Here is a 19,871-nt window from a genome sequence, read left to right on the forward strand (position 1 = left end):
CCGCGCGCACCGCCGCCGCCTCGCTGGGCGCCGCGCGCGACAAGCTGGCCGTGCTCGGCAAGTCGCAGGGTGAGATCAACCGGCTGGAAAGTTCCGGTCAGGGCTCGGGCATTCACGACATCACCACGCTGGTCGCGCCGATCAGCGGCGTCGTCGCCTCGCGCGATGTCGCGCCGGGGCAATATGTCTCGCAGGGCGGCGACAAGCCGGTGATGACCATCACCGACCCGTCGCGCGTCTGGCTGGTCGCGCAGGTGGCCGAGAGCGATGCCGGGAATGTCCGCGTCGGCGACCCGGTCGAGGTGACGACGCCCGCCGTGCCCGGCCGCGTCTTCCACGCCACCATCGATCTGGTCGGCGCCGCACTCGATCCCGAAACCCATCGCCTGCCGGTGCGCGCGTCGATTCCCAATCCCGACAAGGTGTTGAAGCCGCAAATGTTCGCCAGCTTCGCGATCCGGCATCGGAATGCGGGCGAGGCGATCCGCGTGCCCGCCGCCGCCGTCATCCATGAAGGCGACAATGCCCGCGTCTGGATCATGCGGCCCGACGGTCTGCTGGTTGCGCGCGACGTGACCACCGGCGACTCCGCCAATGGCCTGGTCACCATCACCTCCGGCTTGAAGCCGGGCGAGCGGATCGTCACCTCGGGCGCGCTGTTCGTCAACGAAGCGGGGATCGGCGAATAATGAACCGCATCGTCGACTTTGCGCTGCGTCAGCGACTGCTGATCGTCGGCCTGTTCTTTTCGATGATTGTCGCTGGCGTCATCGGCTTCATCAACCTCAACATCGAAGCCTATCCCGACCCGGTTCCGCCGATGGTCGAGGTCATCACCCAGACCCAGGGCCTGTCGGCCGAGGAGATGGAGCGCAACGTCACCATCCCGATCGAGGTCCAGATGGCGGGCATCCCGCATCTGACCGCGATCCGCGCGATCAGCCTGTTCGGCCTGTCGGACATCAAGATCCAGTTCACCTACGACTATACCAACGAACAGGCGCGTCAGCAGGTCATCAACCGCCTGTCGCAGCTGCCGCCGCTGGCCGGTGGTGCGCAGCCGACGCTGTCGCCGACCTCGCCGGTGGGTGAGATCTATCGCTACCGCATCGCCGCGCCCAAGGGCTATTCGGTGATGGACCTGAAGACGTTGCAGGACTGGGTGCTCCAGCGCCGGTTCAAGCGAATTCCGGGCGTGATCGATGTGACCGGCTGGGGCGGCAAGCTGCGCGCCTATGACGTGGTCATCGACCAGAACCGGCTGACCGCCCACGGCGTGACGGTCGCGCAGGTGCTGGCGGCCTTGTCCAAGAGCGACGGCAATGTCGGCGGCCAGACGATCAACTTCGGCGAACAGGCCGCGATCGTGCGCGGCGTCGGTCTGATCCAGTCGCCCGACGCGATCCAGAACGTGCTGGTCGGCGAAGCGGGCGGCACCCCCGTGCTCATCAAGGACGTGGCGACCGTCAAGATCGGCAACGCCCCGCGCATGGGCATCGCCGGGTACAACAATGACGACGACATCGTGCAGGGCATCGTCCTGATGCAGCGCGGCGCCCAGTCGATGCCGACGATCAAGGCCGTCCAGGCCGAGGTCGCCAACATCAACGACAGCGGCGTCCTACCCCCCGGCGTCCATCTGGAGCGCATCTACGACCGTTCCGACCTCATCAACCTGACCATCCACACCGTCATGGAAAACATGGTGGTGGGCATCCTGCTGATCTTCGCGCTGCAATGGCTGTTCCTCGGCAATCTGCGCTCGGCGATCATCGTGGCGGCGACCATCCCCTTCGCCTTGGCCTTCGCGATCCTGATCCTGGTGTTGCAGGGCGAGAGTGCGAACCTGCTGTCGGTCGGCGCGCTGGACTTCGGCCTCGTCGTCGATGCCTGCGTCATCATGGTGGAGAATATCTTCCGCCACATGGTCGAACGCTCCGCCGCCGTGGATAACGGCCAGGGCCGCTACACCATGGCCAGCCGCTTCGGCGCGGTGCTGGGCGCCTCGTCGGAGGTCAGCCGCGGCATCTTCTTCGCCGCCGCGATCATCATCGCCAGCTTCCTGCCGCTGTTCACCCTGACCGGCGTCGAGGGTCACATCTTCGGCCCGATGGCCAAGACCTATGCCTATGCGATCACCGGCGGCCTGCTGGCGACCTTCACCGTCGCGCCGGTGCTCTCGACGCTCCTCCTGCCGGACAAGCTGGCCGAGACCGAGACCTTCATCGTCGGCCGCCTGCGCCGCATCTACGAACCCGCCGCGTCCTTCGCGCTGCGCAACAAGATCGTGACGCTGGGCGGCGCGGCGCTGATGATGGTGCTGGCGGTCGTCGGCGTGCGCTCGCTGGGCATCGAGTTCCTGCCGCACCTCGAAGAAGGCAATATGTACATCCGCGCCACCCTCCCCTCCTCGATCAGCCTCGAGGCGGGCGAGAAGGTGACCAATGAGGTGCGCAAGATCATCGCCACCTATCCCGAGACCACGGCGGTCCTCTCCGCCCATGGCCGCCCGGACGACGGCACCGACGCCACCGGCTTCTTCAACGTCGAATTCTTCGTTCCGCTGAAGCCCTTCGACACCTGGCCCAGCGGCATGACCAAGGAGAAGCTGATCGACGAATTGTCGACCCGCCTCGCCAAGAAATATCCCGGCGTCGACTTCTCCTTCTCGCAAATCATCGAGGATAATGTCGAGGAAGCCGCCTCTGGCGTGAAGGGCGCGAACTCGATCAAGCTGTTCGGCCCCGATCTGGTCACGCTGGAAAAGCTGGCCAACCAGATCAAGGCGCAGATGGCCAAGGTGAAGGGCATCGAGGATCTCGGCGTATTCGAGATCCTGGGCCAGCCGACCGTGCGCATCGACGTCGATCGTGCCAAAGCGGCCCGCTATGGCCTGACGCCCGACGACATCAACCAGACGGTGGCGGCCGCCATCGGTGGCCAGTCTTCGGCCGACCTGTACGAGCCGGGTACCGACCGCCACTTCCCGATCATCGTGCGGCTCCAGCCCAAGCAGCGCGACTCGCTGGAATCGGTGCGCAACATCACGATCGGCGCGCCCAGCCCGGACGGCAACGGGACCATCCAGGTGCCGCTGTCCGAGGTGGCCAACGTCAAGCTGACCAGCGGTGCCTCGTTCATCTATCGCGAGCATCAGGAGCGTTACGTGCCCATCAAATTCTCGGTGCGTGGCCGCGACCTGGGCAGCGCGGTCGAGGAGGCGCGCAGCCGGATCAACCAGAATGTCCAGCTGCCGCCGGGCTATCATCTGGAATGGGCGGGCGAGCTGGATAACCTGAAGAACGCCATCTCGCGGCTGGAGATCGTGGTGCCGATCAGCCTCGTGCTCATCCTGCTGCTGCTCTATGCGAACTTCGGCGCGATGCGCGACAGCCTGCTCGCCTTTTCGGCAATCCCGATGGCGATCGTGGGCGGCGTGCTGGCGCTGGCGCTGACCGGCACGGCGTTCAGCATCTCGGCGGCGATCGGCTTCGTGGCCTTGTTCGGCATCGCGGTGATGGACGGCATCCTGGTCGTCACCACCTTCAACAACGCGATCGACGAAGGCGCCCCGCGTGAGAACGCGCTGGCCACCACCGTCAAAAACAGCCTGCGCCCGGTCGTCATGACCTGTCTGGTCGCCGCGATCGGCCTGTTGCCCGCCGCCCTGTCGCACGGCATCGGCAGCCAGGTGCAGAAGCCGCTCGCGCTGGTCGTGGTCGGCGGCATGACGCTCGCGCCCGTGCTGATCCTCTTGGTCCTGCCGGTGCTGATCAGCCGCTTCTCGACCCGCCTGCCACTGTCGCAGCGCCCGAAGAAGACCGACCATTTCCACGACGACCAGCCCGATACGGGAGCCATGGCATGAAGCGTTTCCTGACCCTGCCCTTGCTGGCATGCGTCTCCGCCTGTGCGGTCGGCCCGCATGATCTGGACGCGCATGCCAGCCTGCCGCCCATGGCCCCCGCCCCGGTGATCGCGCCAGCCAGCGGCCCGGCGCAGACCGTCTCGGCCACCATCGCGCCCGAATGGTGGCACGCCTTCGGCAACGCCCAGCTCGACGCGCTGGTCGCCGAGGCGCTGGCCCACAACAACGACGTCGGAGTCGCCGAAGCCTCGCTGCGGCAGGCACGGGAACAGGCGCGCGCGACGCGCGGCTCGCTGCTGTTTCCGCAGGGCGGGCTGAACTACAATGTGCAGCGGACCCGCGTGTCCAACGCGCTGTCCCCGGCGGTCGCCGACCAGAACCAGCAGCTCTATACGCTGCACACCGCGCAGGTCAGCGTCTCCTATGACGTCGATGCGTTCGGCGGCAACCGGGCGCAGGTCCGCTCTGCCGTCGCGCGCGCCGAGGTCGAGCGGCATCAACTCGACGCGGCACGGATGACGGTGGCGGCGAACCTCGTCACCGCGCTGATCGAGCGGGCGAGTCTGGCCGAACAGGTCGCCGCCGCGCAGACCGCCGTGACGGTCAACCGCGACATATTGGGCGCGTTGCAACAGCGGCAGCGACTGGGCGCGGTCGGTGCGTCCGACGTCGCGCAGCAGCAGGCCGCGCTCGCCAATGCCGAAGGCGCGATGCCACCGCTGGTCCGGGCCGAAGCGGCGCAGCGTACCGTCATCGCGACGCTGATCGGCCGTCCGGCGGGATCGGCATTACCGCCGCTGCCCGAGCTGTCGCAGCTGACCCTGCCGACCGAACTACCCGCGATCGTACCGTCCGAGCTGGTCCATCGCCGACCCGACGTGTTGGCGGCCGAAGCGCAGTTGCAGGGGGCCGGGGCCGATGTCGGCGCCGCCATCGCCGCGCGCCTGCCCAGCATCCAGCTGTCGGCCAATGCCGGCGGCTCGGCACAGAATTTCGGCGACATGTTCAAAAGCGGCAACCCCTTCTGGGCGCTGCTCGGCGGCATCACCCAGCCGCTGCTCCACGCCAATGCGCTGCGTCACCAGCAAAAGGCGGCGGAGGCCGCGCTGGACGGTGCCAAGGCGCAATATCGCCAGGCGGTGCTTCAGGCGTTCGGCAATGTCGCGGACTCGCTAACCGGCCTGTCGACCGACGCCCAGGCGCTCGACGCGGCACAGCGGGCGAGCAACGCGGCGGGCCAGGCGCTGACGTTCGCGCGGCGTCAGTTGGCGCTGGGCGATGTGGGGACGCTGCAACTGCTGAACGCCACCGCCACGGACGCGCAGGCGCGCGCGCAGCTGATCCAGGCCAAGGCGGCGCGGATGACCGACACGGTCGCGCTGTTCCAGGCCGCCGGGGGGCCGGTCACGGGGTCGTGAGGGTGTGGGGATGGGCCTATATGACGCCCCTCCCAAATCCCCAATTCCGTTCCGCCTGAGCGGAGTCGAAGGCCACGCCATGCGGGTTCGCGCAAAGGCGCGGAGGACGCAGAGAGGAAGGGCTTGCTCTCACTCTTTTCCACCACCCCGGCGGAGGCCGGGGTCCAGTCGCGGTAAGCTGTCGAGAGCGGCCCCCTCTTGTCTCCCACGCGCCGGCGCAACGCGCTTTCATATCAACCGCATCTTGGCCCCGGCCTTCGCCGGGGAAGAGAATAATGTAGAGGAGAGGTATTACTCCTCTGCGTCCTCCGCGCCTCTGCGCGAACCCGAATCCCTTGGCCTTCGACTGCGCTCAGGCTGAACGGAGGGTGGTATGCCCAAAAGAAAAAGGGGAGGACCTTCGCCCTCCCCCCTCATCAGAACAACCGGGTCAGCAGGTAGAACCCCGCCCCCATCACGGCGGAGGCGGGGATGGTGATGATCCAGGCGATCACCACATTGCCCGCCACGCCCCAGCGCACCGCCGAGGCGCGCCTGGCCACGCCCGCGCCGATGATCGAACCGGTGATGGTGTGCGTCGTCGACACCGGGATACCCATGGCCGAGGCCAGGAAGATCACGATCGATCCGGCGGTCGACGCGCTGAAACCCTGATGCTGCGACAGCTTGGTGATGCGGGTACCCATCGTCTCGATGATCCGCCAGCCGCCGGTCATCGTGCCCAGCGCGATCGCGACATAGCAGGAGATGGCGACCCAGTGCGGCACCTCGAACGGTCCGGTCAGGCGGCCGGTCGAATAGAGGAGCACGGTGATGATCCCCATCGTCTTCTGCGCATCGTTCAGCCCGTGGCTGAGCGAATAGGCCGCCGAGGAGACGAGGTGCATCGCGCGGAAGCTGCGCTCCGCCTGCCCCGCGGTCGAGCGGCGGACCGCCCAACTGCTCAGCAGCATGACCAGCATGGCCAGCATCATGCCCAGCATCGGCGACAGCACGATGGCGAGCAGCGTCTTGTTCAGGCCCGCCCACTTCACCGCATCCATGCCGGCATGGGCGACGCCCGCGCCGACCAGCCCGCCGACCAGCGCATGGCTGCTCGACGAGGGGATACCGCGCAGCCAGGTGATGACGTTCCACGCCATCGCCCCGCCCAGTGCACCGAAGATGACGGCGGGCGTGACGATGCTTTTGTCGATCAGGCCCTTGCCGATCGTCTCCGCCACCGCATGCAGGCTGGGGAAGGCGACGGTCAGGAAATAGGCCGCGAAGTTGAAGAAGGCGGCGAACACCACCGCCGCGACCGGCGACAACAGCCGCGTCGCCACCACGGTCGCGATCGAATTGGCCGCGTCGTGCAGGCCGTTGAGATAATCGAACGCCAGCGCGACCAGGATCAGGCCGGCCAGCAGCGGAAAGGCGAGTTCGTGCATTGCCGCCGCCTCAGGCGTGATCGATGACGATGCCGTCGATCTCGTCGGCGACATCCTCGAACGCGTCGAGGATGCGCTCCAGATGCTTGTAGACTTCCTTCTCGATCACGAAGCGCAGCGTGTCGCGCTCGCCGCATTCCTCCAGCGTGCGCTTCAGGCCCGCCGCGTGGATGTCGTCGGCGCGACCCTCCAGCCGGACCAGTTCCTCGGTCAGCGCGTGCAGCCGGTCGCCGTTGCGCGCCACATCGCGCATCAGCGGCATCGCCTCGACGGTCAGCCGGGCCGCCTCGACCGCGACGGTCGCCATCTCGCGCATTTCGGGGGCGAAGCGGGTCAGCCGGTACAGGCCGATCGCGGTGGCGGCGGCGTGCATCTCGTCGATCGTGTCGTCGAGCGAGCCGATCAGCGAGGTGATCGAGGCGCGGTCGAACGGCGTCAGGAAGGTCGAGCGGACCGAGGTCAGCACCTTGCGCGTGATCTCGTCCGCGTCATGCTCGCGCGCGGCGACGACGGCGATCTCGTCGGCGGTGTCCCCTTGCGTGTCGAACAGCCGGACGGTGGCCTCGGCCCCCGCCAGGATCGTCGCGGCCTGCGCCTCGAACAGTTCGAAGAAATTGCCCGTCTTCGGCAGAAGGCGTTGAAACCAGGCGAACATCAGTCGGTAAACCCCGATAGTGATCCGATATCATACACGTCTTTGGCCCATGGCCTATCGGGCCACGGCGAAACGCCGGACCGTAACAGGGTCATGAACGGAAGATGGTACGAACGCCGCCCCCCTGACCAGCCACAGGCAGCACGTCAAGCAAAACTGGGTTACAACAATGTGACAGTCATCCGGTTCCGGGCATCATCGGCGGCTGATAGGGCAGCGTGAAGGACAGCGCCCAGAGCAGGAACAGCACCACCGGCAGGTGGACGATCAGCTGCAGGAAACTGAACCCCACGATGTCGCGCGCCTTCAGCCCCAATATGCCCAGCAAGGGCAGCATCCAGAAGGGGTTGATCAGGTTGGGCAGCGCCTCGGACGCGTTGTAGATCTGCACCGCCCAGCCGAGATGGACCTGGAGTTCGTTGGCCGCCTGCATCACATAGGGCGCCTCGAGCAGCCATTTGCCGCCGCCCGAGGGGATGAAAAACCCCAAGATCGCCGAATAGGCGCCCATGGTCAGCGGAAAGCTGCTCTGCGTGTTCAGCGCGACGAAGGCGTGTGCGATCCGGTCGGCGACGCCCACCCCGGCGGCGTTGGTCGCGCCGGTCAGCATCGCGGCGATCGCGGCGTAGAAGGGATATTGGATCAGGATGCCCGCCGTCGCCGGCACCGAGCGTCCCAGCGCGATCAGGAAGCGCTTGGGCCGCCAGTGCAGCACCAGTCCCGCCATCAGGAACAGGAAATTATAGGTATTGAGGTTGGAGATGGCGATCATCCAGTCCTGACGTGCGAACTCCTGCACCAGCCAGCCCAGCGCCAGCAGCCCGATGAGGATCGTGAGCAGCGGCGCATGTTCCAGCCACTCGCCCGGCTGCGTGCGCGGGGGCAGGTCGTCGGCCTCGCGCGCCGGATCGATGCCCATGTCCTGCGCGGTGACCGCCGTATCGCGACCGGGGGCAGAGGCGACCGCGATGATCGTCGACAGGATGATCAGTATGCCGGCGATCAGCATCGACTGCCACAGGAAGATCGTCTGGCTGAACGGGATGACGCCGGTGATGGGTAGCAGCGCGGGCGGCAGGCTGGCGGGATTGGCCTGAAGCTGCGCCGACGAGGAGGACAGCCCCATCGCCCAGGTCGCACCCAGCCCCAGATAGGCCGCCGCGCCCGCCGCGCGGTAATCCATCCGCAAGTCGGTCCGCCGCGCGCACGCCCGCGCCAAGAGCCCGCCGAAGATCAGGCTCAAGCCCCAGCTCAGCAGCGAGGAAATCATGGTCGCCAAGGCGATGAGGCCGATCGCGCCGCGCGCGCTGCGCGGCCGCTTGGCCAACCAGTCGATCAGCCGCTGGACGGGGCGCGAGGTCGCCACGACATAGCCGCCGATCGTGACGAAGGCCATTTGCATGGTGAAGGGGATCAGCGTCCAGAAGCCGTCGCCGAAGCTCCTGGCGACCGCCGGGGCCGAAGCGCCGTTGATCATCGCGGCGGCGGCCACCACGACGACCGCGATGGCGACGAAGACGAAGGCGTCGGGAAACCAGCGCTCGGCCCAGCTCGTGAACCGCAATGCCAGCCGGGCCAATGCCCCCTCGCGCCCCGCTGCCGCTGCCGCCGCGTCCTTGCCCTCCGCCATGCCCATCCCCCGTCGTTGCGCCGTCGAAACAGCCTTTCGGGCATCAATGCGGCACGCGACATTGCGTTGCATGACGGCACCATGGGGTGGACCCCATATTCCTGACCAACTGTGGTGTTAGCGCACCACTTCTGTCACGCGAGCGCCATAATGCGGTTCTAACCGCCCGCCTCACCGGGAGAAATTGCAATCAGGCGGACGGCATCGACCGATCCGCCGAGCGTGGGGAACATCATGAAGTCCGTTATCAAGACCGTGGCGCTGCTGGGCGCGGCGTGGGGAACGCTGGCGGCCGTGCCGGCGATCGCGCAGACCGCCGACCAGGGCGGCACGACGACCGGCGCCAGTGACGAGCAAGGTGGGCTGAACGACATCGTCGTCACCGCCGAGCGTCGTTCGGAAAGCCTGAATCGCGTGCCGGTGTCGGTCGGCGTTGTCGGCGGCCAGGACCTGCGCGCCTTCCAGCAGGGCGGCGAGGACATTCTGGCGCTGTCGGGCCGCGTGCCCGGCCTCTATGCCGAAACCACCACGGGCCGCATCTTCCCGCGCTTCTACATCCGTGGCCTGGGCAATATCGACTTCTATCTCGGCGCGTCGCAGCCGGTGTCGATCATCCAGGACGACGTCGTCCTCGAACATGTCGTGCTGAAGTCGAACCCGGTGTTCGACGTCGATCAGGTCGAAGTGCTGCGCGGGCCGCAGGGCTCGCTGTTCGGGCGCAACACGACCGCCGGCATCATCAAGTTCGACACGATCAAGCCGAGCCAGGAGTTCAAGAGCCGCGCCACCGCCTCGATCGGCAGCTACAACACGATCAGCATGGACGCCGGCGTCGGCGGTCCGCTGATCCGCGACGTGCTGGCCTTCCGCCTGTCGGCGCTGGTGCAGCACCGCGACAACTGGGTCGACAATGTCTATTCGGGCCCCAGCGCCGATCGTACGCTGACGCCCAAGAAGGACGCGATGGGCGGCTTCACCGAGCGCGACGTGCGCCTCCAGCTGCTGTTCACGCCCACCGAGACGCTGTCGTTCAACCTGGCCGGCCATGCCCGCTGGTATGACGGCACCTCGACGCTGTTCCATCGTGGTGCGCTGAAGAAGGGTTCGCGCGACGTGTCGGCCGAGCCGCGCGATCAGGTGGCCTATGACGAAGGGCGCGGCAATCCGCAGTCCTATGAGACGCAGGGCGCCTCGCTCCGCGCCGCCTGGAATCTGGGCGCGGCCGAGCTGACCTCGATCACCGCCTATGAGACCACCTCGGGCTTCAGCAAGGGCGACACCGATGGCGGCGCGGCGACCAACTTCCCGGTGAACGGCCAGCCCAACGGCTATGGCCTGAGCCAGGGTCAGGTTCGCGATCTTGACCAGTGGACGCAGGAAGTCCGCCTGGCCTCAACTTCGGGCGGTCCGTTCAAGTGGCAGCTGGGCGGCATCTATTTCGACAGCCGCGACATCACCGACTTCTACCAGCGCGCGTTCCTGATCGGCGCGAACCCCAACAACTGGGTCCGCCTGCACGACGTCAACACCTCCTGGGGCGTGTTCGGTCAGGTCAGCTATCAGGCGACCGACCGCCTGCTGCTGACCGCCGGTGGCCGCGTCAGCGAGGATACCAAGCGTACCCAGTTGCTGCGCACCGCCGACAGCGCGTTGGGCGTGTCGACCTATCGCGGTCGCCGCGACGTGCGCCTGTCGGACACCAAGCCCAGCTGGGACCTGTCGGCGCTGTATGAGGTCTCGCCCGAGCTGAACGTCTATGTCCGCGCGGCCGAAGGCTTCCGTGGCCCGACGATCCAGGGCCGCTCGGCGGTGTTCAACTCGGACTTCTCGACCGCCGGTTCGGAAACGAACCTGTCGTTCGAGACCGGCTTCAAGTCGAAGCTGTTCGACAACACGCTGCGCCTGAACGCGGCGGCCTTCGCGTACCGCGTGAAGAACATCCAGCTGAACGGCAACGACTCGGACGGCAACGGCGTGCTGCTCAACGCGAACAAGGCGGTGGCGTACGGCCTGGAGGCCGATGCGCAGTGGTTGCCGGTGCGCAACCTGGCGCTGTCGGCGGGCGTCAGCCTGCTGCACTCGGAAATCCGCGACCGCAATGTCAGCGTCCAGACCTGCGGCCTGAACGGCGTGATGGTCTGCACCGTGCTGAACGGTCCGGTGACGACGCGCCGCATCTTCGGGGCGAACGCGTTCTTCGTGCCGATCGACGGCAACCCGCTGCCCAACGCGCCGGAATACAACGTCAACCTGGCGGCCAAGTACGACATGCCGCTGTCGAACGGTGGCAAGGCGTTCATCTCGACCGACTGGAACCTGCAGGGTTACACGAACTTCGTGCTGTACCGGACCAAGGAGTTCACCGCGAACGGCAATTTCGAGGGCGGCCTGAGCATCGGCTATACCGCGCCGCATGACGACTGGAGCCTGTCGGTCTTCGCGCGCAACATCACGAACGAGAAGAACCTGAAGGGCGTGATCGAGAACTATATGGCGGCCGTGTTCAACGAGCCGCGCATCATCGGCATCTCGTTCAGCGGCAAGTATCGCTGATCGGGTTTACCGTGTGACGGGAAGGCCCGTCCCTCTTCGTGAGGGGCGAGCTTTTTTATTGCCCAACCCCGTTCAGCCTGAGCGAAGTCGAAGGCCAAGGGCTGCCCCCCGCCAAGCCGCCCGGTTGGCCCGTGCGCTTCGACTTCGCTCAGCGTGAACGAAGGATGGGTCCTTAACCGCCCCTCAGGAAGCGCTTCGCCGGTACCGGCGCCACCCTCGCCCGCGCATGGCGCTCGGCATGGGCGAGCAGCGTGTCGAGGTCCTCGCGCGCGATGTCGAAGCTCTCGTGCATGTCCGCCAGCGCGGCGTCGACATCCTCCGGCCGGATGCGCGCTGCGTCCGCGCTGGGCGGCGCCACCGCCGGCTCGTGCGGATAGCTGCGCCCCGTCGCGCGGTGGAAAAACATGCCCAGCGCCACCAGCGCGATCGAGTTGATCGCGACCGGCGCGAAGGCGAAAGCGAAGCCCGCCGCATGGATACCCTGGCTGCCGATCACGGCGGTCAGGGCCGCCGCGCCGCCCGGCGGATGCAGGCACCGGCATAGCGACATGACCAGGATCGCACCCCCGACCGCACAGCCCGCCGCCAGCGGCAGTGACGGGATCGCCTGAAACACCGCCGCCCCGACCAGCGTCGACAGGACATTGCCGCCGACCACCGACCAGGGCTGGGCGAGCGGACTGGCGGGCACCGCGAAGACCAGCACCGCCGAGGCCCCCAACGGCGCGACGATGATCGGCAGGTCGGGGCCGAGCGGCGGCAGGCCGGCGCACACGATGATGGTCAGGGCAATGCCGATCACCGCGCCGATACAGGCGATCAGGCGCCCCGACAGCGTGGCTCCGGCGAGCAGGGGTTGGAAGAAGCGCATGACCGCCTTCGAGGTTGGGAATTGGACAAGCCCCTCCACCCGGCAGGGGGGAGGGGTTTGGGGTGGGGGCTGCGCCGCAAGCGATGGTCGCGGTGAGGCTCCGCCCCGCCCCCACCCCCTCCCGTTTACGGGAAGGAAGCGGATAATGGCGAGATCCGAGCCTGCTTCAAGCCTCGGCCAGGAACACCACGCCGGGGATCGCCACGCTCTGCCCGGTCGCGGTCAGCCGGCCGTCGCGGCCTATATGAAAGGCGTTGACCGTGCCCGACCGCTCGTTCGCGACCAGCATCTCGCCCCGCCCCTCGCGCAGCAGGAAGAAGCGTGGCCAGTCCCCGCCGGTCGGCACATGCTGTACCGCCTTGGGCTGGCCCTTCGCATCCAGCGCGAAGACGGTGATGCTGTTGGCGCCGCGATTGGAGACATAGAGCGTCCGCCCCGCGCGATCGATCGCGATATGCGCGGCATAGGACGGTCCCGTCGCGCCCTCGGGCAGCAGCGGCCGCTCACCCACGTCACGGAAACGGCCATCGGGCAGCGCGTCGAGCACGAACAGGCGTGGTTCCAGTTCGCACGCGACATAGGCGCGCGCCAGCGTCGGGTGGCGGACCATATGGCGCGGCCCGACCCCGGCGGGGGCCTGCCATGCCACCGCCGGCTCGGCCAGCGTGCGCGCGACGGGATCGAAGCGATAGGCGAAGATCGCGTCCGCCCCCAGGTCAACGGCATGCAGCCAGCGACGGTCGGGGCTGAACCCCACCCAATGCGCATGCGGCCCGGCCTGACGCTCGGCATTGGGGCCGTGGCCCCGATGTTGGAAGACACGCGCCGCGCCCGGTGCGCCGGTCCGGCGGTCGAGCTGGTAGAAAGCGACCGACCCGCTGGAATAATTGGCGACCGCCAGACAGGCCGAGGATCGGTCGAGCGCGACATGGCACGGGTCCTTGCCCCCGGTCGCCGCACCGCCACGCCGCTTCCAGCCGGGACCATAGGCACCGACATACCCCTCGGCCTGCTCGCGCAGCAGATAGAAGGCGCCGCCCGGCCCATCGCCGACGCCGTAAGAAGCATTGACGATACCCGCCACCGGCACGCCCACCCGGCCATCGACGATCGGGTACAGTCCCTTGCCGCCTTCATTGGCATAGGTACCGGCGATCAACCGGTCCCCGCTTTGTGCCCGCCCCCGCACCGGGTCGGTCACGGCTCCCAGCCCGATGACGGCCGCGCCGACCATTACCTCACGCCGTGTCGTCGTCATGCCGTCCCCTTTCATCCGGCCCTTTCAACGACAAAGGGGCCGGGAAGGCAATCACCTTCCCGGCCCCCAGCCCTTTTACCGGGCCCTTTTACCGACGCGGTCGATCGATCAGATCGCGACCACCCCGCCGTCATTCTTGGTGATGACGATGGTGGCCGAACGCGGCCGCACGGTCGCCGCCGCGCTGCCCGACTGGCTGTCGGGCCAGTTGCTGGTCGGCGCCGCCGGGGTGCTGGCGCCTTCGCCCGGATGCTGGATGTTGACGAACACCGAGGTGCCGTCCGGCGTCGAGTGGATGCCGGTGATCTCGCACTGCTTCGGCCCCACCAGGAAGCGCTTCAGCGTGACGCCGGGCGCCTTGCCGATGCGGGTGGTGACCGTCGCCGTGGCCCCGCCCGCGCTGCTGGTCACCGAACGCGTGCCGCCATCGCCGACCCGGCCGGGGATCGCGGCCAGCATCATGCAGTTGGTGACGTCGGTGAACGCGCCGTCATCGGTCTGAATCCACATCACCGGCGTCGCCTGCCCCGCGACATTGCTCGGCAGGCTGAACCACAGGCCGTCGGGCGACGAGAAGTCGTTGGTCGCGTCCAGACCCGACAGGTTGATGTTGGTCGGGTCCAGGTCCGCGCCCGCACCGAAGGCATAGACGTCCCAGGTGAAGCTGGTCGCCTCGGTCGTGTCGCCGGTCTCGCGCAGGCGGATGATGTGGCCGTTGCGGTTGCCGACCGAGGTTGAGGGCGGATCGACATAGGCGCGCGGATTGGCCGCATCGACGGCGGTCTGGCTGCCCGAGGCGACCGGCTTGCGCGAGCTGTTGTTGGTCAGCGTGCAATACATCTCGCCGGTCGCCGGATTGACCGCGGTCCATTCGGGCCGGTCCATCTTGGTCGCGCCCAGCGCATCACCCGCCAGACGCGTGTTGATGAGGACATCGGCCTGGTCAGCGAAGGGATAGATGCTGTTCGACGCGTTCAGCCCGTTCTGGCCGAACACCAGCGGCAGCCACTGGCCGGTGCCGTCCGCATTGAACCTAGCGACATAGAGCGTGCCATTGTCGAGATATTTGTCGCCCACCGCCAGACGATCGGCGGCGTTGGCGTCCGAGGCGTTCCACGGCGTCGCCGACACGAATTTGTATATATATTCGTTCTGCGCGTCGTCGCCCATGTAGAAGGCCGGGCGGACGCCGGCGATCATCCGGCCGCTCTCGCAGCCTTCATGGTTCATGCGGCCCAGCGCCGTGCGCTTGCGCGGGGTCGAGGCGGGGTTGAACGGATCGATCTCGACCACCCAGCCGAACTGGAACGGCTCGTTGCGGAAGTCGGCCGTGCCGTCGGCCGCCAGCGCGGCATTGGCGGTCGCGTTCCAGCGGCGATAGATGGTGCTCGATGGGTCCGACGGCGTGACCGTGGTCCAGCCATAATTGCCCGAGCGGCCTTCGCTGATGCCATAGCGGGCCAGCGAGACGTTCTGCTTCGGCGTGGTCGCGGTGCGCACCGCCGCATCGCCCGTGCTGCGGCGGAAATAGCCCGACCAGTTTTCCTCGTTGGTCAGATAGGTGTGCCACGCCATCGTGCCGTTGGCGCAGTTGTTGATCGTGCCACGCCCCATGCCGCCATCGGTCGAATAGGCGGTCTTCAGCCAGGCCGCGCCCTTGACCGGGCCGCTGAACGCCATCGGCGTGTTCGGCGTGATGCGGCGGTTGAGCGCCGAGCCCTGGACATAGCGCCACGCGCCATTGGTGCGCGTGACCTCGATCACCGAGACGCCGTGGCACTCGATCTCCTTGATCGCCTCGCTCTCGGGGCGCGGGGACGGCGTCTGGCCGTTCACGTGGAGATATTGCTCGCTGATATTCTCATGGTTGAGGACCAGCAGGCCGCGCGTGCTGTTGTTCGGATCGGGATTGCTGCCCGACGCCGCAAGGCCGAAATAGCTCATGCCGTCATGATGGTCGCCGGCGCGTTGCGCGAAGTTGGTGTCGGTGCCGTTGTTCGCATAGGCCGCGACGCCCGAGGCGATCGGATCGCCCAGACGATACAGAACGCTGACGCTATAGCCCGCCGGCACCGTCACCACGTCCGCCAGGCTGTGCGGCACCGCGGTGAAGTCGAGCGCGATCGGCGTGACGGTGACCGTCACGCTGTTATTGGTAACCACGCCGTCGCGGCTGGTGATCTCCAGGTTGAAGGCCAGCTGAGTCGCGGTCGCCACCGCCGGCGCGCGGAACGTCGCGACGAGACTGTTGGCATTGGTCAGCGTGACCGATGGGCCGGCCGTCTGGGTCCAGTTGGTGTTGGCGACCTGCCCGGCGGAAACCGTGCCCGTCAGCGTGACGGGGCGGCCGGCGGCGACACTGGCGGTGCTGCCGGCGGCGGTGGCGGTGACCGCCTGCGGCGTCTCATCGTCGCAACCGGCCAGCAGCGCGCCGCCGAACAGCGCGGTGGTCATCGCCGACACGCCGTGGCGCAGCGTCTGGCGACGCGACAGGCGGGTGGCGATCAGGTCGCTCATATGCGTGTTGGCGGAGCGATTGGTATCGATGTCGCCATCGTCATAGGCGACCAGGTTGTTGATATCCGACATGGAAAATCCCCCGGCACCGCCCCGGACACGGGCGCGGTCTCGGGCGACCATGTGCCGTGCCACCAAGTCATATCGGCTTCATTTCCGCGTCATGTCGATGACGTCGAAATGACTTTTCCATGACATGGCCGTCATGCGCCGGCACCGCTTGACTCGTCTGCGGGATCATGGCAATGGCCCGCCCGCATCCGTTGGGTTCGCCCACACGGATTCCGTCCAAGACAGCAGGTGCCGGGGAATATGCCCTGGCTTAATCTCCTGCCGAGACGGGGAAAAGGATTCTGCCGGTCGTGCCACTCGCTGGTCCCGCCCGGTCTGCCCCGCGTTTCCATACGCGTCGGTTGCCCATTCCCCATCGCTGGACACCCCGAGGGGTGGTCACACCCCCCGGTCAAGCAACCGGGATGACCGTTCGCGGTCGTTCCAACCATGGAGAATGGCATGGATCGCGATCAAAAGACCCAGGCCGTCGCCGAGCTGAACAGCAACTTCAACGAGGTTGGCGTGGTGGTCATCACCCGCAACCACGGCATGACCGTCGCCCAGTCGACGGCCCTGCGCACGAAGATGCGGGAAGCCGGCGCGACCTACAAGGTCTCGAAGAACCGGCTTGCCAAGATCGCAGCCCAGGGCACCGACTATGCCGGTGTCGCTGACATGCTGACGGGTCCCGTCGGCATCGCCAGCTCGATCGATCCCGTGGCCGCCGCCAAGGTGGCCGTGGACTTCGCCAAGACGACCGACAAGTTCGAGATCGTCGGCGGATCGATGGGTGCGAACGTCCTTGATGTCGCAGGCGTGCAGGCGCTGGCGACTCTGCCCTCGCTGGACGAGCTCCGGGCGAAGCTGGTCGGTCTCATCGTGGCGCCCGCCACGAAGCTGGCCACCATCACCCAGGCTCCCGCGGCGCAGATCGCCCGCGTCCTCGCGGCTTATGCCGACAAGGACAAGGAAGCCGCCTGATCTTCGGGCGTACACGATTGAACTGACACACTCGGGCCACTTCATCCGGCCCGTATTGGAGATAAGAACATGGCAGACCTGAACGCGCTGGTTGACCAGCTGAGCGAGCTGACCGTCCTCGAGGCCGCTGAGCTCTCGAAGATGCTCGAAGAGAAGTGGGGCGTCTCGGCCGCCGCTGCTGTTGCAGCTGCTCCGGCCGCCGGCGGCGCTGCTGCTCCGGCCGCTGAAGAGAAGACCGAATTCGACGTGATCCTCACCGGCGACGGTGGCAAGAAGATCAACGTCATCAAGGAAGTCCGCGCGATCACCGGCCTGGGCCTGACCGAAGCCAAGGCGCTGGTCGAAGGCGCTCCGAAGCCCGTCAAGGAAGGCATTGCCAAGGACGAGGCCGAGAAGATCAAGAAGCAGCTCGAAGAAGCCGGCGCGACTGTCGAGCTCAAGTAATCGGATTACGGCAGGGCAACCTGCCGCACCCGTTCGCTTGGCGAGCTACAGAAAGGGCGGCCCCTTCGCGGGGGTCGCCCTTTTCTTTTGCCCCAGGCGCGCGGTCCCTCTTGCGCTCATTTGCAAACGCGCCTGGAATGGGGGGTGAACAGCAAGGGGGAGTGCTATGATGAGTCTTCTGATCGCAGGACTGGCGATTGCCGGCGCGGGCATGACACCGATGGCCGAAGCCCCGGAAGCGGGGCTCCGCACGCTGGTCGAACGGTTCGAGACCGCACGCACCCGGTTCGACCCGGCCGCGCTCGAGCGGACGCTGGCACCCGATTATGAAGAGATTTCGCCGGTCGGTGACGTGGATACGCGCGACAAGGTGCTTGGCTATTACGCCCCGGAGGCCAAGCGCCCTGCCCCGCCGATGGCCAGCACCGACATCGTCGCCCATGTCCAGGGTCCGATCGGGATCGTGACCGCACGACGCACGATCAGCCTGCCCAACGGCACCGCCCGCTCGGTGCGCGTGCGCTATGTCGCCCGCAAGGCCCAGGGCGACTGGCGGCTGGTTTCCGCGCAATACACGCCCATGCCGCCCGCCAAGGCGCAGTAACTGAATTCCCGGGCCTGTCACGCAAACCGGAGATCATACTCTTGAACGATACAAGCCCCTCCCCTTCAGGGGAAGGTTTGGGGTGGGGCCTGTCCACGAATGCCACGATTGCGGATAAGCCCCATCCCCGACCCCTCTCCTGAAGGGGACAGGACCATGCGGGAGCATATTGGGGGGTGTCAGCGGTCGTGAGGTAAAGCCCGATCTCACCAATGAGGGCCCCCCTCCGTCAGGCCGGAGGCCTGCCACCTCCCCTTGCAGGGAAGGAATGTCGATCGACCTTGGGACGGTTGAAGGCTGGCTTCATAGGAAAGGCGGCTCGGTTGCCGGCGTCGCCGTGACTCCAACCCACACCCCGCCCCTCGGGCCATGCTGGGCATCGCGTTCCGAAGCAAAGCCAGAATAGGGCGTCGTCTAGACCACGACCGCCAGCATATGTGGGCCGTTCGACATAGCCATGCCGTCCCCCGATGCTCGCCCGAAGGGAGAAACCGACCGCGCCCGGATATGAAACAGGCGCCCGCAGGCGCCTGTCGACCGATGGCCTGAGAGCAGGCCGTCCCGCCCGACGTCTTATTCCGCCGCCTCGATCACCACGCCTTCTTCAGGCTGGCTGTACACGCGATCGAGATAATGGTTGGCGATGATATAATGGGCTCGAACCGCTGCGGGGTGGGTCGCCTTCTGCGCCAGTTCCAGTTCCGTTTCAGCACGTTGGTAGAAATAGTCTTCGTCAATCTCGGGCGACGTCATTTCAGGTCTCCAGGGTCCCCGCGCCGTACCAATAACCCGTGCGGTTCGGGGATCTTCTCCAGTATTTGTATATGGTTGGGAGGGGGGTTCGGTTCCCGTTACAAAGTCTTGCGCACCCTCCGTTCGGCGCAAATCGGGATGTTTCGTCGCGCCGGCCTGTCTGCCAGTCCTGCTCGCGCGTCAACGACAAATTGTACCAGTCTGGTTGCAAAAAAGCCGCCGCCCGATTGCTCGGGCGGCGGCCCTTTCATTCCGATCCGTTAGACGGATCAGTCGTTCAGATACTCGCCGGCATCGGCGTCCGTGCCGTGGCCCGAGGGTGCGACCTCGGCCAGCGGATCGTTGCCGGTGCCGACGTCTTCACGCGGCGAACGGGCGTTTTCCGCTGCCCGCTGCTCGGCCGCGCTGACCGGCGCGATGATCGCCTCGGCCAGCTTGCGCTGCTGCGCGCGGAGCGCCGCATCGCGGCTGGAGGCAGCCACGCGCAGGCGGTTCATGCCCGCACCGGTACCCGCCGGGATCAGGCGGCCGACGATGACATTCTCCTTCAGGCCCATCAGCGTGTCCTGCTTGCCCTGGACCGCCGCCTCGGTGAGAACGCGGGTGGTCTCCTGGAACGACGCCGCCGAGATGAAGCTGCGGGTCTGCAAGCTCGCCTTGGTGATGCCGAGCAGGACAGGCTTGCCCTGGGCACGAACCTGGTTCGCATCGAGCTTTTCGTTGATCGCGTCCATTTCCTCGCGATCGACCTGCTCGCCCTTCAGCAGCGTGGTGTCGCCGCCGTCGGTGATCTCGACCTTTTGCAGCATCTGACGAACGATCGTCTCGATGTGCC

Annotated in this window: 14 protein-coding genes and 1 pseudogene; 7 read left to right on the forward strand and 8 right to left on the reverse strand. The window is 66.8% G+C overall.

Features of this window, described 5'->3' with window-relative positions; translation table 11 throughout:
* The 3 genes from ACQKJZ_RS10540 to ACQKJZ_RS10550 all read left to right on the forward strand — a co-directional run.
* Nucleotides 1–689: efflux RND transporter periplasmic adaptor subunit (locus ACQKJZ_RS10540; RefSeq protein WP_427731092.1), on the forward strand; the 689-nt coding region annotated here is incomplete at its 5' end.
* Nucleotides 689–3,868 carry an efflux RND transporter permease subunit gene (locus tag ACQKJZ_RS10545; RefSeq protein WP_427731093.1) on the forward strand — a complete coding sequence of 1,060 codons (3,180 nt, stop codon included), beginning with the start codon at nt 689–691 and terminating at the stop codon, nt 3,866–3,868. The genes ACQKJZ_RS10540 and ACQKJZ_RS10545, both read left to right, overlap by 1 nt.
* Complete coding sequence (locus ACQKJZ_RS10550; protein WP_427731094.1) at nt 3,865–5,286, forward strand: efflux transporter outer membrane subunit; 1,422 nt, start codon at nt 3,865–3,867, stop codon at nt 5,284–5,286. Before ACQKJZ_RS10545 ends, ACQKJZ_RS10550 begins: the two co-directional genes overlap by 4 nt.
* A gap of 416 nt (nt 5,287–5,702) precedes the next feature.
* Here ACQKJZ_RS10550 and ACQKJZ_RS10555 read toward each other — a convergent pair whose 3' ends face one another.
* The 3 genes from ACQKJZ_RS10555 to ACQKJZ_RS10565 form a co-directional block, all read right to left on the reverse strand.
* Complete coding sequence (locus ACQKJZ_RS10555; RefSeq protein ID WP_427731095.1) at nt 5,703–6,716, reverse strand: inorganic phosphate transporter; 1,014 nt, start codon at nt 6,714–6,716, stop codon at nt 5,703–5,705.
* A 10-nt stretch (nt 6,717–6,726) separates the two neighbouring features.
* A complete protein-coding gene (locus tag ACQKJZ_RS10560) occupies nt 6,727–7,371 on the reverse strand; it encodes a DUF47 domain-containing protein (RefSeq protein WP_312488357.1) in 645 nt (214 codons plus the stop codon).
* Between the two features lie 178 nt (nt 7,372–7,549).
* Nucleotides 7,550–9,001 (reverse strand): short-chain fatty acid transporter, encoded by a 1,452-nt coding sequence (locus ACQKJZ_RS10565; protein ID WP_427731096.1) that lies wholly within the window; start codon nt 8,999–9,001, stop codon nt 7,550–7,552.
* Nucleotides 9,002–9,235: 234 nt separating this feature from the next.
* On the opposite strand from ACQKJZ_RS10565, the gene ACQKJZ_RS10570 reads away from it, so the two are divergent.
* Nucleotides 9,236–11,554, forward strand: a complete 2,319-nt coding sequence (locus ACQKJZ_RS10570) for a TonB-dependent receptor (protein ID WP_427731097.1) — start codon at nt 9,236–9,238, stop codon at nt 11,552–11,554.
* A gap of 172 nt (nt 11,555–11,726) precedes the next feature.
* Here ACQKJZ_RS10570 and ACQKJZ_RS10575 read toward each other — a convergent pair whose 3' ends face one another.
* From ACQKJZ_RS10575 to ACQKJZ_RS10585, 3 genes are all read right to left on the reverse strand, one after another.
* Nucleotides 11,727–12,425, reverse strand: coding sequence for an HPP family protein (locus ACQKJZ_RS10575; protein ID WP_427731098.1), 699 nt, complete (start codon nt 12,423–12,425; stop codon nt 11,727–11,729).
* Nucleotides 12,426–12,591: 166 nt separating this feature from the next.
* Nucleotides 12,592–13,683, reverse strand: coding sequence for a lactonase family protein (locus tag ACQKJZ_RS10580; RefSeq protein ID WP_427731099.1), 1,092 nt, complete (start codon nt 13,681–13,683; stop codon nt 12,592–12,594).
* 108 nt (nt 13,684–13,791) lie between these two features.
* The gene (locus ACQKJZ_RS10585; RefSeq protein WP_427731100.1) at nt 13,792–16,272 is read right to left on the reverse strand and encodes an alkaline phosphatase PhoX; all 2,481 of its coding nucleotides are present in this window, start codon (nt 16,270–16,272) and stop codon (nt 13,792–13,794) included.
* A gap of 441 nt (nt 16,273–16,713) precedes the next feature.
* On the opposite strand from ACQKJZ_RS10585, the gene rplJ reads away from it, so the two are divergent.
* From rplJ to ACQKJZ_RS10600, 3 genes are all read left to right on the forward strand, one after another.
* Complete coding sequence (gene rplJ / locus ACQKJZ_RS10590) at nt 16,714–17,235, forward strand: 50S ribosomal protein L10 (RefSeq protein ID WP_312488366.1); 522 nt, start codon at nt 16,714–16,716, stop codon at nt 17,233–17,235.
* 69 nt (nt 17,236–17,304) lie between these two features.
* Nucleotides 17,305–17,679, forward strand: coding sequence for a 50S ribosomal protein L7/L12 (gene rplL, locus ACQKJZ_RS10595; protein WP_007403895.1), 375 nt, complete (start codon nt 17,305–17,307; stop codon nt 17,677–17,679).
* A gap of 166 nt (nt 17,680–17,845) precedes the next feature.
* Nucleotides 17,846–18,283, forward strand: coding sequence for a nuclear transport factor 2 family protein (locus tag ACQKJZ_RS10600; protein ID WP_427731101.1), 438 nt, complete (start codon nt 17,846–17,848; stop codon nt 18,281–18,283).
* A gap of 573 nt (nt 18,284–18,856) precedes the next feature.
* Here ACQKJZ_RS10600 and ACQKJZ_RS10605 read toward each other — a convergent pair.
* Nucleotides 18,857–19,036 carry a hypothetical protein gene (locus tag ACQKJZ_RS10605; RefSeq protein ID WP_427731102.1) on the reverse strand — a complete coding sequence of 60 codons (180 nt, stop codon included), beginning with the start codon at nt 19,034–19,036 and terminating at the stop codon, nt 18,857–18,859.
* A gap of 269 nt (nt 19,037–19,305) precedes the next feature.
* Nucleotides 19,306–19,871 (reverse strand): annotated as a pseudogene (locus ACQKJZ_RS10610) (DNA-directed RNA polymerase subunit beta'); the annotation flags it as partial.

It is taken from the genome of Sphingomonas sp. NPDC019816 (assembly GCF_050274375.1).
Lineage (GTDB): Bacteria > Pseudomonadota > Alphaproteobacteria > Sphingomonadales > Sphingomonadaceae > Sphingomonas.

Coding starts and splice junctions, on each gene's coding strand:
- ACQKJZ_RS10545 (WP_427731093.1), top strand. CDS start 689: ATGAACCGCATCGTCGACTTTGCGCTGCGTCAGCGACTGCTGATCGTC.
- ACQKJZ_RS10550 (WP_427731094.1), top strand. CDS start 3,865: ATGAAGCGTTTCCTGACCCTGCCCTTGCTGGCATGCGTCTCCGCCTGT.
- ACQKJZ_RS10555 (WP_427731095.1), bottom strand. CDS start 6,716: ATGCACGAACTCGCCTTTCCGCTGCTGGCCGGCCTGATCCTGGTCGCG.
- ACQKJZ_RS10560 (WP_312488357.1), bottom strand. CDS start 7,371: ATGTTCGCCTGGTTTCAACGCCTTCTGCCGAAGACGGGCAATTTCTTC.
- ACQKJZ_RS10565 (WP_427731096.1), bottom strand. CDS start 9,001: ATGGCGGAGGGCAAGGACGCGGCGGCAGCGGCAGCGGGGCGCGAGGGG.
- ACQKJZ_RS10570 (WP_427731097.1), top strand. CDS start 9,236: ATGAAGTCCGTTATCAAGACCGTGGCGCTGCTGGGCGCGGCGTGGGGA.
- ACQKJZ_RS10575 (WP_427731098.1), bottom strand. CDS start 12,425: ATGCGCTTCTTCCAACCCCTGCTCGCCGGAGCCACGCTGTCGGGGCGC.
- ACQKJZ_RS10580 (WP_427731099.1), bottom strand. CDS start 13,683: ATGACGACGACACGGCGTGAGGTAATGGTCGGCGCGGCCGTCATCGGG.
- ACQKJZ_RS10585 (WP_427731100.1), bottom strand. CDS start 16,272: ATGTCGGATATCAACAACCTGGTCGCCTATGACGATGGCGACATCGAT.
- rplJ (WP_312488366.1), top strand. CDS start 16,714: ATGGATCGCGATCAAAAGACCCAGGCCGTCGCCGAGCTGAACAGCAAC.
- rplL (WP_007403895.1), top strand. CDS start 17,305: ATGGCAGACCTGAACGCGCTGGTTGACCAGCTGAGCGAGCTGACCGTC.
- ACQKJZ_RS10600 (WP_427731101.1), top strand. CDS start 17,846: ATGATGAGTCTTCTGATCGCAGGACTGGCGATTGCCGGCGCGGGCATG.
- ACQKJZ_RS10605 (WP_427731102.1), bottom strand. CDS start 19,036: ATGACGTCGCCCGAGATTGACGAAGACTATTTCTACCAACGTGCTGAA.